This is a genomic window from Achromobacter sp. RT286_PF, from assembly GCF_059760425.1.
Genome location: NZ_JCBAMR010000056.1, coordinates 11624 through 27593 on the forward strand (window position 1 = coordinate 11624; position 15970 = coordinate 27593).

At 65.7% G+C, this 15970-nt stretch carries 15 protein-coding genes; 6 read left to right on the forward strand and 9 right to left on the reverse strand.

Translation table 11 applies throughout. From position 1 onward, the window contains the following. Nucleotides 1–133: 133 nt before the first annotated feature. From AC6LJY_RS26185 to pcp, 5 genes are all read right to left on the reverse strand, one after another. Nucleotides 134–997, reverse strand: a complete 864-nt coding sequence (locus tag AC6LJY_RS26185; RefSeq protein ID WP_498137116.1) for a transporter substrate-binding domain-containing protein — start codon at nt 995–997, stop codon at nt 134–136. A 149-nt stretch (nt 998–1146) separates the two neighbouring features. Beyond that, nucleotides 1147–2166, reverse strand: coding sequence for a tripartite tricarboxylate transporter substrate binding protein (locus AC6LJY_RS26190; protein ID WP_104145828.1), 1020 nt, complete (start codon nt 2164–2166; stop codon nt 1147–1149). Then, nucleotides 2163–3092, reverse strand: coding sequence for a TauD/TfdA dioxygenase family protein (locus AC6LJY_RS26195; protein WP_314364300.1), 930 nt, complete (start codon nt 3090–3092; stop codon nt 2163–2165). Before AC6LJY_RS26195 ends, AC6LJY_RS26190 begins: the two co-directional genes overlap by 4 nt. Before the next feature lie 88 nt (nt 3093–3180). Beyond that, complete coding sequence (locus AC6LJY_RS26200) at nt 3181–4083, reverse strand: alpha/beta fold hydrolase (protein WP_498137117.1); 903 nt, start codon at nt 4081–4083, stop codon at nt 3181–3183. 16 nt (nt 4084–4099) lie between these two features. Then, entirely contained in the window at nt 4100–4747 is a 648-nt protein-coding gene (pcp, locus tag AC6LJY_RS26205; RefSeq protein ID WP_498137118.1) for a pyroglutamyl-peptidase I, read from the reverse strand. Nucleotides 4748–4838: 91 nt separating this feature from the next. Between pcp and AC6LJY_RS26210 the strand changes: the two genes are divergently transcribed. Continuing rightward, a complete protein-coding gene (locus AC6LJY_RS26210) occupies nt 4839–5765 on the forward strand; it encodes a LysR family transcriptional regulator (RefSeq protein ID WP_498137119.1) in 927 nt (308 codons plus the stop codon). Nucleotides 5766–5779: 14 nt separating this feature from the next. On the opposite strand, the gene AC6LJY_RS26215 is transcribed toward AC6LJY_RS26210, so the two are convergent. From AC6LJY_RS26215 to AC6LJY_RS26225, 3 genes are all read right to left on the reverse strand, one after another. After that, nucleotides 5780–6457, reverse strand: a complete 678-nt coding sequence (locus AC6LJY_RS26215; RefSeq protein ID WP_498137120.1) for a hypothetical protein — start codon at nt 6455–6457, stop codon at nt 5780–5782. Nucleotide 6458: 1 nt separating this feature from the next. Continuing rightward, the gene (locus AC6LJY_RS26220) at nt 6459–7319 is read right to left on the reverse strand and encodes a hypothetical protein (protein ID WP_498137121.1); all 861 of its coding nucleotides are present in this window, start codon (nt 7317–7319) and stop codon (nt 6459–6461) included. A gap of 141 nt (nt 7320–7460) precedes the next feature. After that, complete coding sequence (locus AC6LJY_RS26225) at nt 7461–8660, reverse strand: alpha-hydroxy acid oxidase (RefSeq protein ID WP_498137122.1); 1200 nt, start codon at nt 8658–8660, stop codon at nt 7461–7463. A gap of 172 nt (nt 8661–8832) precedes the next feature. Here AC6LJY_RS26225 and AC6LJY_RS26230 point away from each other — a divergent pair, with 172 nt between their 5' ends. From AC6LJY_RS26230 to AC6LJY_RS26240, 3 genes are all read left to right on the forward strand, one after another. After that, nucleotides 8833–9732 (forward strand): LysR family transcriptional regulator, encoded by a 900-nt coding sequence (locus AC6LJY_RS26230; protein ID WP_498137123.1) that lies wholly within the window; start codon nt 8833–8835, stop codon nt 9730–9732. A 142-nt stretch (nt 9733–9874) separates the two neighbouring features. Further along, entirely contained in the window at nt 9875–10930 is a 1056-nt protein-coding gene (locus AC6LJY_RS26235) for a hydroxyacid dehydrogenase (protein WP_046807943.1), read from the forward strand. Nucleotides 10931–11026: 96 nt separating this feature from the next. Next, complete coding sequence (locus AC6LJY_RS26240; protein ID WP_120155867.1) at nt 11027–12028, forward strand: Bug family tripartite tricarboxylate transporter substrate binding protein; 1002 nt, start codon at nt 11027–11029, stop codon at nt 12026–12028. A 22-nt stretch (nt 12029–12050) separates the two neighbouring features. On the opposite strand, the gene AC6LJY_RS26245 is transcribed toward AC6LJY_RS26240, so the two are convergent. Continuing rightward, a complete protein-coding gene (locus tag AC6LJY_RS26245; protein WP_498137124.1) occupies nt 12051–12890 on the reverse strand; it encodes a DUF4189 domain-containing protein in 840 nt (279 codons plus the stop codon). Between the two features lie 329 nt (nt 12891–13219). On the opposite strand from AC6LJY_RS26245, the gene AC6LJY_RS26250 reads away from it, so the two are divergent. Then, entirely contained in the window at nt 13220–13789 is a 570-nt protein-coding gene (locus AC6LJY_RS26250; RefSeq protein WP_046807940.1) for a hypothetical protein, read from the forward strand. A 235-nt stretch (nt 13790–14024) separates the two neighbouring features. After that, nucleotides 14025–15713 carry an aspartate-alanine antiporter gene (aspT, locus tag AC6LJY_RS26255; RefSeq protein ID WP_046807913.1) on the forward strand — a complete coding sequence of 563 codons (1689 nt, stop codon included), beginning with the start codon at nt 14025–14027 and terminating at the stop codon, nt 15711–15713. Nucleotides 15714–15970: the final 257 nt, after the last annotated feature.

The following is a 15970-nucleotide window of genomic DNA, read 5'->3' on the forward strand; positions in this document are numbered from 1 at the left end:
CGGTTTGCCGGCATCACCCTTGGTGCGAACACGGGGATACTTCGCCGAACCCGCGCTGTCCGAATTGTTCTTGCCCGAGTTGTTCTTGCCCAGATGCTTCATCTTCGTATGTCCGATCCGTATTCAGGCGCGCTCAGCCGCCCTGCTTGGCTTTGGCGTGCAGTTCCTGCAACAAGGGTTGGGCGGGCTCGATGCCAAGCCGCTTTTCGGTGGCAATCAGCCAACCGGTGCGGTGCCAGTCCTGCACCACCTTGTCGACGGCGGCAATCGTGTCGGCTTCGCCCTTGCGCGTCCACACCACGGAATTGGCGGGCAGCACCTCGGTCGCGATGGGCGCGTGGTAGTCGGCCCATTCCGGGTTGTTGCGCAGCAGCGGATGGATCAAGGTGGAGTCGTGGACGGCCGCCACGCACTGGCCGCCGCGCAGCGCCAGCAGCGAATCGGAAGAGCTCTTGTAGCCCTTGACCACCGCGCCATAGTCCGACGACAAGGGCTTGGCGAAGCTGCTGCCTTGCGACACGCACACCGGCTTGCCGCGCAGGTCTTCCCATTTGGCGATGCCGCTGGTCTTTAGCGTGGCCGCCGCGCCGCCCACCCGAAAGAACGGCGTGGGCGCATAGCCCAGGATCTCGGCGCGTTCCGGGTTCAGTTCCATTGAGGCGATCAGCAGATCCACCTTGCCCGAAATCAGGAATTGCGTGCGGGTCGCGGTTTGCACCTGCACCAGTTCGGCTTTCACGCCCAGGCCCTTGGCAAGCTCACGCGCCAGCTCGGGGTTCCAGCCCACCAGCTGCTGCGTGGCCGGGTCCAGCGAGCCGAACACGCCGCCGTTGGCCAGCACGCCGATGGTGACCGTGCCGCGCTGCTTGATCTTGTCCAGCGTGGCGTCGGCGTGGGCCGCACCGGCGGCAAGCGCCAGCGCCAGGGTAAGGGTGAGGCTGATGTAGCCGCCGGCGATGCCGACGGCCGGGTGGGCGGCTGCTTTGCGTATCGTCATGTTGTTGTCTATCGGTTGATGTGAACGTGCGTCCATGCTGCGGGCGCCAGGCCGGCAAGACAAAGAAGACTTTCAGATATCAATATGCGGAAGGTCCGGGCGGGGACGGCATCCGGGCGGCGGCGTCCGTGCGACGGCGCGGCTGCGCGCTACTTCAGCTTCACGTCCGCCGACGCGATGATGCGGCGGTAAGTTGCGATGTCGTCGCGCACCGTCTGGTCCACCGCTTCGGGCGCCGTCGCGGCGATGGTGAAGCCCAGGTTTTCCAGCAACGCCGCCGTATCGGGCTCGCGCAGCACCGCCACGACGTCGCGGTTGATCCGGTCGACCACCGCGCGCGGCGTGGATGCCGGCACCGACAAGCCCTGCCAGCTTTCCACCGCGTAGTCGGGCAGCCCCGCCTCTTGCATGGTGGGCACGTCGGGCAACGCGCCAGAGCGCGTCGGCGTGGTCACGGCCAGCGCCACCAGCTTGCCGCTGCGCACGTTTTCCGTGGCGGCCGCCAAGGTGATCAACATCGCGTCCACGTGCCCGCCCAAGACGTCCAGCGTGGCCGGGCCGCCGCCGGGGTAAGGGATTTGATTCGTCTTCGCGCCCATGCGCTCGTTCAAGAGTTCCACCGCCAGGTGCTGCAAGCTGCCCGTGCCGCCAGGCAAGGCCAGCGAAATCTCGCCGGGTCGTTGCTTGACCAGCGCCACGAACTCCTGAAAGGTCTTCACGCCCAGGCCGGGGCGCACCACCAGCAGTTGCGGGTTCACCACCGCCTTGGTCACGCCCTGCAAGTCCTTGACTGGGTCGTACGGCACGCTGGCCTGCAAGGCATTGAGCGACAAGGCGTCGCCGGCCAATAGCAGCGTGTAGCCATCGCCGCGAGCATGCGCCACGGCCGCGTTGCCGATGGCGCTGCTGGCGCCCGGCTGGTTTTCGACGACGACGCTCTGGCGCCACTTCTCGCCCAGCTTTTGCGCCAGGGTGCGCGCCAGCTTGTCGGCGCTGCCGCCCGCCGCAACCGGCACCACAATCTTGACGGGTCGGTTCGGGTAGCGGTTGGCGTCTTCCGAGGCCACCGGCGCCGACCCGGCAAAATTGCTCAACAGGCCGGCGCCCACCACCACGCCCGCCGCCAGACCCAGCCCCAAGCGCCATGCGGATTTACGTTTGCTGCTCATGCCGTGGCTCCCGTGTCCGCGCCGAACGCGCTGAACGGCTTGCCCAGCACCGCCGTTGAATGCCGGCCGTCCACCCCCACGGGCACGTCGCCCTCCAGCGTGATGCGGTACAGCACGCGCTCGGTGTCCAGATAAGCAAAGTCACCAGGCCCCTGGTGGGCCGTCGCACGGTTGTCCCAGAACGCAATGCTGCCGGGCTCCCAACGGAAGCGCGCGGTGTACTCGGGCCGAGTGATTTCTTCAAAGAACAGGTTCAGCAGATGGCGGCTTTCCTCTTCATTGACGTCCTTGATCCGCCGCGTGAAGCCGGGGTTCACGAACAGCGCGCGCTCGCCCGTCTCGGGTAACACGCGCACCACGGGGTGCTCGGACACCAACGGGCTGGCCTGCACCCGTTGGGCATAGACGGTCTGGTTGTCGAAGTCGCCGTTGTAGCCGCCAAACTGGTGGCGTGCCCACAGGCCGTCTGCCAGCGCGCGCAACGCGGGCGATAAATGCTCGTAAGCCGCCACCAGATTGGTGAAGATCGTGTCGCCGCCATACGCAGGCACTTGCCGGCCCGCGCGCAGGATGGACCCGGCGGGCGGATTGACCACGCCCGTTACGTCGGTGTGCCAGCGTTCACCGCGCCGCCCGGTAGTGGACCGCGATGAAATCGTGCGGATCTGGGGATAGCCTTCGGGTGGATTCGCGTCGTACGGATGCGCCGACGTCGGGCGTCCAAAACGCCGCGCAAAAGCCAGGTGCTGGGCGTGGTCGATGTGTTGGTCGCGAAAGAAAACAACCTTCCAGCGCAGCAGCGCCGCGCGGATCTGCTCGACCTCGTCTTCGGTCAGCGCTTGCGTCAGGTCCACGCCGTGAATCTCGGCGCCCGTAAAAACCGACAGCGGCCGGATGTCCAGCCGCGTGTGTTCCAGTGTGCTCATTTGCCGCCCCTGTGTGTTTGCAAAAATTCAGGATAGGGGCGGCGACGGCGCGCAACAAATACCGATACGCAATGTAAAAATAGCCCGGCTAGGCGCGCTTGTCCGTCATGAACGCCAACATGCGCCGCGCCAATTCTCGCGGTTGTTCCTCGGGCAGATAGTGGCCGCAATCGGCCAACACGCCGCCCTGAAGATCGCGCGCCAAGGGACGCAGCGCCTGGTGCAGGCCGGGCGCGCTGCCCTGCTGTCCGCCCAGCGCCAGCACTGGCACGGTCAACGGCGTATCGCGCAGCGCGCGGTTCTGTTCGCGGTCTTCCGGTTCAGCGCGGTAGTAGCCCAGCATGCCGCGCAGGCCGCCCAAGGTCTGGTACACGCGTTCGTATTCATCGATGTCGGCACGGCTGAACACACCCGGCTTGTTGGCCGTCTTGCGTGAGAAGAACCATTCGATCAGGATGCGCTCGCGCCCGGCCAGCAAGGCTTCGGGCAAGTCGGGAACGCTGTTGAACAAGAAGTGCCAGCTGCGCCAGTTATCCGCGCCAAGCTCGATGGCGGGCGGCAGGGTGACGCCGGGAATGTTCGCGTCCAGCAGCACCACGTGATCGACCTCGTGCGCATAGCGCGCGGCGTAGGGGTACGCGATCCACGCGCCGATATCGTGGCCCGCCAGCGCATAGCGCGTCAGGCCCATCGCGTGGAACAAGGCATGCAGGCGTTCGCCGGCGGTGCGCGTATCGTAGCCATCCAGCGGCTTGTCGGAATCGCCCTGCCCAGGCAGGTCTACCGCGAACACGCGAAAGTGCGGCGCCAGCAGCGGCATCACGCGCCGCCACGCGTACCAGCTTTGCGGAAAGCCCGCCAACAAGATCAGCGCGGGCCCCGTGCCCCCTTCCACCACGTGATATCCCAAGCCGTCCACCACCACGCGGCGATGCTGGAACGGCGTGCCGTCCAGCGCAAAAGTGTCGGCGTTTGCCAATGTTGTGTTCATGTTGATGTCCGCCGGTTCAGTGCAGCGCGCCCGCGCCCAGCTTGATGTCTTGCGACACCGCCAGCGTCGTGGCCACCATGATCTTGACGCCCTGCACCAGCACGTCCAGCGCCAGGCTGGGCGCGCCGGGATGGCGCGTGGCCATCTCGGGCAGGTAAGGCACGTGCACGAAGCCACCGCGCAACGCGGGCCGCTGCTTGGCGATCAGATGCGCCAGGCCGTAGAAGATGGTGTTGCAGTTGTAGGTGCCCGCCGTGGACGACACCGAAGCGGGAATGCCGGCCGCGCGCAGGTCGCGGACGATGGCCTTGATGGGCAAGGTGGAAAAATAGGCCGCCGGGCCGCCCGCCACGATGGGCTCGTCGACGGGCTGGCGGCCCTCGTTATCGGGAATGCGCGCATCGATCACGTTGATCGCCACGCGCTCGACCGACACGTCCACGCGACCACCCGCCTGCCCCAGGCAGATCACCACGTCCGGCTGCACGTCATCGATTGCCTGGCGCAAGCGATCCACCACCTTGCCGATGACGCAGGGCAGTTGGCGCGCAACCAAGTGCGCGCCCGCCACGGCCTGCCCGTCCAGGCGGCGCGCGGCCTCCCACGAGGGGTTAAGCGTTTCGCCATCGAACGGTTCAATGCCGGTAATCAATACGGTTGCCATGCCTGCTTCCTTTGTGTGTCCATGCGGACCATGGTAGATGCGACAGCACCCATTGTTGAAATCGATATTCGCTATACGTACTATTGGCCGTATGAATCTATCTGCCGTGGACTTGAACCTGTTGGTGGCTTTTGAAGCCCTGTACGAAACGCGCAACGTGACGTTGGCCGGGCAGCGCATTCACCGGGCGCAGCCTTCGGTAAGCAGCGCGCTGGGCCGGTTGCGGCGCCTGTTCAACGACGAACTGTTCCTGCGCACCGCCGACGGCATGCAGCCCACGGACCACGCTATCGCGCTGATGCCCGCCGTAAGCAGCGCGCTGGACCAGATCCGGCGCGCGCTGGCCCAATGGGTGGGGTTTGACCCCGGTGCGGCGCACGGACGGCGTTTTACGCTGGCCGCCAGCGACTATGCCGACGTGGTGCTCGTGCCGCACATCGTGGCGCGCCTGCGGCGTGAAGCGCCCGCGGTGGACTTGCGCGTCGCCCGCCTGGACCGCGCCGCCATTTACGAACAACTGGATAACGGCACCGTCGACATCGCCATCGGCGGCCACCTGAGCCCGCCCAAGCGCATGCGTGCCAAGCGGCTATACGAAGAAACCTTCATCTGCATTGCCGACAAACAGCATCCCGGCCTGCGTGGCCGCAAGCTGACGCTGGAACGCTACGTCGCCTTGCCGCACGCGCTGTTCGTGCCCAGCAACGATGGTTCCGCGCGCGGGGTGGTGGACGCCGGCCTGGCACGTCTGGGCCGCAAGCGCCGCGTCGCATGCACGTTTGCACACATCGTCGCCCTGCCCCACGCCGTGGCCGGTACGGACTTGATCGCCACATTGGCGCGCCGCGCGGCGCAGCGCCTGGCGGGGCAAAGCCTCAGCCTGCGGCCCTTGCCGCCGGAAGTGGACCCCGGCCCATTTGCCGTCGACATGATCAGCAGCCGGCGCGCGCCGACGGACGCGGCGCTGGCCTGGCTGCAAGGGTTGATCGAACGGGCGGTGAAAGACATGGGCGGCTGACCGCCCGGCCCGCATCAACGGACCAACATGGATTCCACGTCGGCGCCGAACGCGCAATAGCCCGGGTAGCCGGGCCGCGCGTCGCAGGCCATCAGACAAGCGGGTTTGCCGTCGGGCAATCTGGCCGACACCGACATGCCGAAACCATAGGTGGGCGTGGTCACGTCGAACGCGTTGTCGCACACCGCCTGGGTGCTGTAGGCAAACGTCATGCCCTCTTGGCGGCCATTGATGGCGAAAGAGACCTGGAAGCTGTTGTAGCTGTTCCAGCCGGCGCGGGGCAGCACGACAAAGCGGTACAGCCTGGCATCGCGCCGTTCGCCGAAGATCTTCAATTTGGCCGACGTGGTGCGCGTGGCGGGCGACGGATACGGCAAGGCCAGCAAGGCGCGCGGGTCGCCGACCACGCCCAGGTCAAAGCCTATGCCTTTTTGATAGAACGGCACGTCCAGGCTGGGGCCGCCGGAATATTCCACGTGCGGCGGCGGCCCTGCCCGGGTGTCTTGCTTCGGGTCGAAATCGGGCGCGCGCGCAAACGTCACGTCCAGCGTCAGGACGACATCCTTGGGGTTGGCGTCTTCGGTGCGCACATGCTCTTCGTAGAGGGCGGCACTGCCCGCGCATCCCACCAACAGCGATACCGCAAGCAGGCCCACGCCTTGACGCGGCAATCGCTTTGCAACGTGCGTCATGTCAATGCTCCTGCGCGGTCAGTGCGGGCAGGGGCGCGGACGTCAGTTCCAGCCCCGTGAACTGCCAGCCGTCCTTGCCCTGTCGCCATGCAAAATGCCGATTGATCCATGCCGCCTTCAGGTTGTTGTATAGCCGCCGTTGGTCGATGCGCTGGCCGGCGTCCAGGGCCTTTTTTGCCGCTTTCGAACTTTCTTCCCACAGACCGGCGAACGCTTTGGCCTGCCGGTCCTTGGTGAACGGCACGCTGGCATAGGGGCCGTCGTCGATGCGCGCCAGCCGGATCTGGTTATCCAACAGCAACGCGCCCTGCCTGTTGTCCGGCGACACCGACACCAACAGCGGCATCGAATGGACGTACTCCTTCGGGCGCTTGTGCTCGAACCACAGCACCTGCCCGGTCGCGGTCACCAGCGCACGCGAGCCCGCCGTGAAGAGCAGCACGTCTTGCCGGCCGGGCTGCGCCAGGCCCATGTCCGGGTCGCGCAGGTCCACCGTGGGACTGAGCACGCGCGCCAGCGGCGTGCCGTTTTGCACGGCGATCAAGATCGTGCCCACGCCCATGAAGTCGTTGGACACCGCCAGCAGCATGGGCTGGCCGCCCTGCGTGGGCCCCAGCGGCTTGACGTGCACGAACTCGTAGGCGTTCAAGGGCCGGTAGATCTTGCCGCGATACAGGATCGTTCGCAGGTGGGATTTTGGATAGCCTTGCAGCGCGAAATCGCCGCCGATGGGCTCAACGGTTTTCAGATGGTCGGTGTTGGCCGCGGCCAGTTGCGCTTGCACGACGCCGGGCACGATGGCGGACATCACGGCGGACATCGCCACACAGCAGGCAAGCGCGCGGCGACGCAAGAGTTTCAAACGAGGCCACGCCAGTACGCAGGAACAACGGAACACAGCGGCAGTGCGGACGAAGCCGCGCAAAAGTCAGGGTGCCGGCATTCTAGGCTAAGTGCGCATGGCGCCGTCGCCGCGCTGGCCACCCTGACCGCACTGACCGCCCTACCCGCCCTGCCCGCCTTCGCCGCCCACGCCGTCTTGCCCCGGCGGCAAGCGCACGAGCGTGTCGCGCACCACGTCGCGCAATGCCACGACGCCCAGCATGCCCATGTTGCGCCTGACTTCTTCCACGATCAGATCGATGGCGTGCGCCACGCCCCGCTGCCCCGCCACGGTGGCCGCATAGTTGAAGGGCCGCCCCACGAACACGCAGCGCGCGCCCAGCGCGATGGCTTTGAGCACGTCGGACCCGCGCCGCACGCCGCTGTCCAGCATCACGTCCATGCCGCCTGCGGCGTCCACCACGGCGGGCAGGGCCAACAGCGGCGACACGCTGCCATCCAGCTGACGGCCGCCATGGTTGGACACGATCACGCCGTCCATGCCATGCGCCTTCGCGGTGCGCGCATCGTCGGGATGCAGGATGCCCTTGATGACCATCTGCCCTTTCCAGCGGCGGCGGATGGCCGCCACGTGGCGCCAGTTCAGATGGCCTCGATCTGAAAAATCGCGCAGCACGTTGGCCGACAGAATCGGCGCGCCGCGCGTGGCGTAGTTGTTTTCAAAATGCGGCATGCCATGACGCCACAACGTGCGAAGAAACGTGCCGAACAGCCAGCGCGGATGCGTCAGCCCCTGCCACGCCAACCCCACGCTGGGCCGCAACGGCGTGGAGAAGCCGGCGCGTACGTTGTTCTCGCGATTGGCGGCAACGGGGGTGTCCACGGTCAGCACCAGCGTGGTGACGCCGGCGGCGGCAACGCGATCGATCAAGGCGCCGATCTGCGCGTCATCGCCCGGCAGGTATGCCTGGAACCAGGTGCCCGGCGCGGCCTGCATCACTTCTTCCAAGCGGATCAGCGACGACCCGCTCATGATGCAGGGCACGTCGGCGGCAGCGGCGGCGCGCGCCAGCACGATGTCGCCGCGATAACTGGACAACGCCGCGATGCCCATGGGCGCCACACCGACGGGCGCGGCGTAGTCGCGGCCCAGCACGGTGGCGCGTGTGGAGCGTTGCGAGACGTCCACCAGCACCTTGGGCTGGAAACCGTAGTGCGCGAAGGCCTGCCGGTTGCCGCGCTCGGACTGCCCGTCTTCCACCGCGCCCGACACATAGGCATAGATCGGCTCAGGCAGGCGCTTCTTTGCGGCTGCCTGGAAATCATGCAAGCAGAGCAGATGGCGCAACGGGTCGGGCATGGCGGTCTCCTGGCGGCGGCGGGCCTCTTGCGGGAGCGGCCGTCGCGCTATGGTTTGGGCGATGGCGCACGACTATAGGCGCAGCGCTTGTTTGAATAAAGTGACTTTATCGATATTGCTTATTACACTTTTCTTCGCCCTTAAGCCGACCTGATCCTGCCCCAGCCCCGCCATGACCCTCAAGCAACTCGAAGCCTTTTACTGGGCCGCCACCTGCAAGAACTTTGCCATTGCCGCCAACCGGCTCAATATCTCGGTGTCGTCTTTGTCCAAGCGCATTGGTGAACTGGAAGCGTCCATCGGCGCCGATCTGTTCAGCCGCAGCGCGCGCAGCGCCACCTTGACGGCCTTGGGCGAACAGCTGGTTCCCCATGCCAAGGACCTGCTGCGCAACGCCGACCAGTTCATGCAGCAGGCCAGCAACAACCTGACCTATTCCGGCCGCTGCCGCTTTGGCGCGGGCGAGCTGACATCGATGACGTGGATGCCCCGCTTGATCGACGACATCCAGCGCGCGCATCCCAACCTGCTGGTCGAGCCCTATGTGGGCGTGGGTGAACTGGTTGAACGCGGCCTGGAAGAAGGCGAGCTGGATTTCGCCGTGATCGCGGGGCCGTCTTCGCGCGCGTCGATTGCCTCGCACCTGATCGGCAGCGCGTCGTTCGAGTGGGTGGCCGCCCCGCGCGCGGTGCCGGACCCCACCGCGCTGACCGTGGCCGACCTGCCCGGGCTGACGCTGATTACGCAGCCGCAGAGCTCCGGCGTGATCCGCATGCTGGACGACTGGCTGACCGAGCAAGGCATCTCGCCCGGCCGCACCCAGTGCTGCAACAGCTGGGGCGCCATCGCGGGGATGCTGCGGCAGGGGCTGGGCCTGGGCTTTCTGCCCACGGCATGGGCGCGCATCATGATCCAACGCGGCGACCTGTACGCGCTGCCCGGCCTGCCGCCTCTACGCCCCCTGGCCTACACCTTCCAATGGCGGCGCGACGACACGCGGCCCATGCTGGCCAACCTGCGTGCGCTGGCGCAGGACGCGCTGGACTTCGGCGCACCCGCCGGGATGCTGTAGCGCCGCCCTGTGGCGCGGCCACACCGCGACACCACTGTTTCAAAAAAGTCGCGCACGAATCAGAAAATTATTCGCTTTATCTCCGGTGTCCGCACGCGTAGAGTCGCCTCAAACGATGACCGCCCACCGGAGACCAGGTGCAATGCCGCATATCGGTACCCCCTCGCAAGACTTCCCCAAACGCCTGTGTCGCCTTGACCTGTGGCTGAACCCGATCTTCGACGAGATCGTCGGCGCCGAACCCGGCATAGCCTTATCGGTGCTGCCCGCGCACGGCGATGACGCCCGCACGCTGGCGAGCCTGCGCACGGCCCACGCCTACCATGTGTCGGCCGCCAAGGACGAACTGCCGCGCCAATGGTTCGTCAACGCGGAGCTGATTGCGCAATGCCCTGATCTGGTTTGCGTGTCGTCCGGCGGCGCCGGCTACGACACCGTGGACGTGCCCGCCTGCACGGCAGCGGGCATTGCCGTGGTGAACCAGGCGGGCGGCAACGCCGCTTCGGTGGCCGAGCATACCTATGCGCTGCTGCTGGCCGTGCAGCGCCGCGTGGTCGAATCGCACCAACGCCTGCGCCACGACACCGGATTCTCGCGCGAGGATCTGATGGGCCACGAAATTCACGGCACGGTGATCGGGCTGGTGGGTATCGGCCAGATCGGCTCGCGGGTGGCACGCATTGCGCAAGGATTCGGCATGCGCGTCATTGCGCATGATCCGCTGCTGGACGCCGACACCATCCGTGCACGCGGCGCGGAACCGGTGTCCCTGCCCGACCTGCTGGCCCAGGCCGACGTCGTGTCGCTGCACTGCCCGCTGGACGCGTCGACGCGCGGCATGATCGATGCCCGCGCCTTTGCCGCCATGAAGCCGGAGGCAGTGTTCGTATCCACCGCGCGCGGCGGCATCCACGACGAGGCCGCGCTGTACGACGCGCTGCGTGGCGGCCACCTGCGCGGCGCGGGCCTGGACGTCTGGCAGCAAGAGCCGCCCCCGCGCGATGCGCCGCTGCTGGCGCTGCCGAACGTGGTTGCCACCTTTCATACCGCCGGCGTCACGCACGAGGCCCGTCGCAATGTGGCGCGGTCTTCCGCGCAGCAATTGACGGCCATGCTGCGCGGCGAGCGTCCGCCGCAACTGGTCAACCCCGAGGTGTGGCCGGTAGCGGCCGCGCGGATTGCCGCCTTGCAGTCGTAGCACCCCGCCGTGCGCGGCATATGAAAAAACACCGTGCGCGGCGTTGAAAAACACAGTGCGGCATCAAGCCGCCGACCCACCCCAAGAGGAGACACCATGCAATATCCCCACAACAAGCGCCGCACCTTGCGCGCGCTGGCGGCGTCCATCGCCCTGCTGTCCGGCGCCACCTTGTACTCGGCCGGCGCACAAGCGGCCGGCTACCCCGAACACCCCATCAATCTGATCGTGTCGTACGGCCCCGGCGGCGGCACGGACCTGGTGGCGCGCATGATGGCGCCGTTCCTTCAAAAGTACCTGGGCAACGATGCGCGCATCGTGGTGCTGAACCGCCCCGGCGCGGGCGGCGCCATCGGCTTTACCGAACTGGCCCGCGCGCAACCGGACGGCTACACCATCGGCTTTATCAACACGCCGAATCTGCTGACCATCCCCATCGAACGCAAGTCCAGCTTCACGTGGCAAAGCTATGACCTGTTGGGCAATTTGATCGATGACCCGGGCGCCTTTACCGTGCGCAACGATAACGAGCTGAAAACGTTGGCGGACCTGTTGGCCTACGCCAAGAAAAACCCGGGCAAGGTCACCGTGGGCACGACGGGCACGGGATCCGACGACCACCTGGCCATGCTGCGCTTTGAGCGAGCGTCGGGCACGAAGCTGAGCCACATTCCGTACAAGGGCGCGGGCGAAGTGCGTGGCGCGTTGGCCAGTGGCGAAATCACGATCGGCGCCATCAACGTGGGCGAGGCCTTGCAGTACCAGAAAGGCGGCACGCCGCTGCGGTTCCTGGGGCAGATGGGCAAGACGCGATCCGCCGCGCTGCCCGACGTGCCGACTTTCAAGGAACAAGGGTATGACTTTGAACTGGCGTCGCTGCGCGGCCTGGCGGCGCCGAAGGGCTTGCCGCCCGAGGTGCGCGAGAAGCTGACGGACGCCGTCAAGCGCACGGTCGATGATCCGGCGTTCCAGGCCAAGGCGAAAGAAATGTTCGCCCCCTTGCGCTACCTGCCGCCCGCCGACTATGCCGGCGAACTGACGAACGGCGAGGCGGAATTCCAGAAGCTGTGGAAGGAAGCGCCGTGGCTGGATAAGTAATGTCTGACTTTGGGCAGGCTGCTTACTTCGGCTTCACGTCTTCGCCCGGGTAGCCGTCGATGTAGGCGCGTCCCGAGCAGCGCAGCATTGCCACGCAGGCCGGCGCGCCGGTCTTGGCCGAGCACTCCTTGCGCGCTTGCTCGCGCGCGGCAACGGGGTCGGGGTTCAGCGCCGTGAAGCGCGTGCCGCGCCCTTCGCTGCCCTTCACCCAAGCCATGCCGACGCAGGTGTCCTTATAGGTCAGCACCTTGCGGCAGTCCTTGCATTCTTCCCACTTGAGCAGCGTCGAGACCGCGTCGTCTTCTTTCGGGTAGCCGTCCGAATAGACCAGGCCGCCGTCGGCGCCTTCGGCCACGGCGCCCCAGTATTGGCGGTCATTGACCTTGGCCGACAACGCTTCCACATCGGCGGGCTTGGCGCGCTTGGCGCCTTGCAGGTCGGCGGCGCTGTAGCCGGGGCCCACGCAGTACGGCAGCGACACCAGGCGGCACTTGCCGTCGGGGCTGCCCGCCGTGCAGCGGCGCATGGCTTTCTTGGCGGCCAGTTCGGACGACACGCTGTTGCCCGGAAACAGGTCCTGGCGCGAGTTGCGCGCATAGGCCAGGCAGCTGTCCGAAAACCAGTTCAACTTCTTGCAGTCTTTGCCGCCCTGGCGCCGGCACTCGGCCAGCGACGAAGCCTCGGCGTCTTTTTGCGACGCCTCGGGCAGGGTCCAGTACGTTTTGTCGTGACTGCCATCGGTGGCGACGCCGCCAAACTGCTTGTCGGCGTACGCGGGGCTTACAGCCAAACCGGCCAGCAAGGCGATAGCGGCGAATGCAGCGCGGATCAGGGGGTGAAAGCGGGCAGGCATCATCGTCATGGTCAATGAAAGAGAGGAATGCGGAAGCGTAGCGGGGACGATGTTAGCAAGAAGCGCGAGGGCTCCGTCCCCCTGATTTGCCGCCTTCCAGGCATATTGAGTAACAAATTTCACATACCGTGATGAGATTGCTGGCCCCGTTTTCCGGTAAAAATGTCGGACTTTTCTTACGTGTATCGATGCTTGGCACGGCGTCGTCGGCTTGATGCCCTGCCCGCATCGCCCGGCCGCCTGTCACGAAGAGAAACAATCAGACTGCGTTATCCCCCGATCCCCGCCGGCATCACAGGCCGACCGGACCCTTTGCCACGGAACACCGACCGCCCACCATGACGTCGCCCTTGCATTGCTCGACCCGCCGCAAAACGCTGCTGTTGCCGGCCACCCTGATTGCCGCCGCCCTGGGCTTGTCGGGCTGCGCGCCCATGCCTGATGGCGGTAGCTCGGGCTTGCCGTCCCTGGGCAATGTGTTCAAGTCGGGCCTGTCGTTCTCGCCCAGCGTGAACGTGGCCAAGAACATGGAGGGCCGGTCCATCAATGACGCCATCGCCGCCCTGGGCGAGCCGTCTAAAAAGCGCGCTGTAGGCAACACGATGGAACTGGAATGGTCCGACTACCAGGCGGCGCCCTACACGGAGTGGGTCACCACGGGCACAAGCCAGCAAGTGGTGGGCATGATTCCCGCCACCAACACCTCCGCCGCCACGCCTGTTTTTCAAACCAACAGCACCGGCCACTATCAAAACCGCACCCGCGTGTATGAATGCACTGTGCTGATGCGCATGGAAAACAGCATCATTACCAGCACCAGCGTGGACGGCAACGTGTGCCCGGAATTCATCGCGGCGTTGCGCAAATGGTCGGGTGAAGCCGAAGCCAACAACTACGTGGTGAAGTAACCCACAAGCGTCGCACGCGCCTCGCGCCGCCCGGCCGCCCGCGCCGACCGCCCCGCAACAACGCCCCCCCGCTGCCCCGCCCGCGCCATACCCAAATTTGAGTATGGCGCCTGTTTTTTCCCCCGATTAGATTGGCCCGATGTGCCCGCCGCCGCGTCCGTCGCAGCGCAGCAGGCCAGTATGCCCGCGTTTGTACGAAGCAAGATCATCGAGTGGCCCCTTCGAGGAGAAGACCATGGACTGGTTCGTTTCTACGCTTAAGGCTTATCCGGAAATCGCCATTTTCCTGGCACTGGGTATCGGTTACTGGATCGGGGGAAAAAGCTTCAAGGGATTCAGCCTTGGGGCAGTGACCGCGACCTTGCTGGTCGCCATCGTCATCGGCATCCTGGGTGTGAAGATCTCGCCCAACGTCAAATCCGTGTTCTTCCTGATGTTCCTGTTCGCGGTCGGCTACGGGGTCGGCCCGCAGTTTGTGCGGGGGATCGCCAAGGACGGGCTGCCGCAGGCCATCTTTGCCGTGGTCATGGCGCTGCTTTCCCTAGGCGCCGCGGCCGTCGCCGCGATCATTGCCGGGTATGACCTGGGCTCGGCGGCCGGCTTGCTGGCCGGCTCGCAAACCATCTCGGCATCGATGGGGCTGGCCACCGACGCAATCAACCGCCTGGGCCGGTCGCCGGAAGAAACCCAGGCCTTGCTGGACGCCATGCCCATCGCCTACGCGGTGACCTACATTTTCGGCACGGTCGGCTCGGCCATCATCCTGGCGCAGATCGGCCCGAAGCTGTTGGGCATCGATCTGGTGGCGGCCTGTAAGGAATACGAAAAAATGCTGGGCGCGGGCGAGGCCGCGCAAGGCGCCACCGAATGGCACGAATTCGAGATGCGGGCCTATTCCGTGGCGCCCGAAAGCCCATTCATCGGCAAATCAGTCGGCGAACTTGAAGCCGGCACCCGGGAAGGCGTGCGCGCGTTCATCGAACGCATACGGCGTGACGGCGACATCATGGAAGTGGACCAGGCCACGCTTATCCAGGCGGGCGACGTGGTGGTCATCGGCGGCAAGCGCGATCAGATGATTCTGCGGCTGGGCCCCAGCGGGCGCGAAGTCGAAGACCCCGAGCTGCTCAACATCAAGACCGAAGGCGTGGATATTTACGTCTCGAACAAAAAGGTGGACGGCAAACGGCTGGAGGAATTGGCCCGGTGGCCGGGCGCACGCGGCGTGTTTCTTAAAAAGATCCGGCGCGGCCCAACCGAAACGCAAATTCCCGTGTTGCCCAAAACGCAGCTCTACCGGGGCGACGTCATTACCGTGGTCGGGCGCACGCAAGACATCAATATCACCGCGAAAGAATTGGGCTATGTGGATCGGCCCACAACAGTGACCGATGTGGCGTTCGTATCGCTGGCCATTACCGCCGGCGCGCTGATCGGCGCGATCGTGATCAATGTGGGCGGCATCCCGCTGACGCTGTCCACGGCGGGTGGCGCGTTGATCGCGGGCATTGTGTTCGGCTGGTTTCGCGCCATTCATCCCACCTTTGGACGCATCCCCGAGCCCACGCTGTGGTTCATGAATTCGGTGGGGCTGAACGTGTTTATTGCCGTGGTCGGCATATCCGCCGGGCCGGGTTTTGTGGCGGGCCTGCAGAAACTGGGCATCAGCCTGTTCCTGTGGGGCATTTTCGCCACGGCCGTACCGCTGGTCGTCGGCATGTTGTTGGCCAAATTTGTGTTTCGCTTTCATCCGGCGCTGATCCTGGGCATCTGCGCCGGCGCGCGCACCACCACCGCCGCGCTCGGCATGGTGTGCGAAGCCGCCAAGAGCCAAGTCCCGGGGCTGGGCTATACGGTCACCTACGCGGTCGGCAACACCTTGCTGACCATTTGGGGAATGATCGTGATCATGCTGCTTTCCTGAGAAAGCCGCCCATCCAGACGCCCGCCTCTTTCTCCGTCTTCTTTCGTTTTCTCCGTATTTGCGGGGCGCTTTGCGCCTTGCAACGCCAGGGGTACACCATGATGAACCGTCAAACCAACGGCAGCGATCTGGACCATCTGTTTTCGAATTCGGCCGCGCGCATGGATCGGTGGCGCGACATGAACGCCAAGGCGCAGGCCTGGGCGGCGCAAGTGCGTGGCGGCAACGGGCGCAGCGCGGCCACCGCCGTGCAAGAG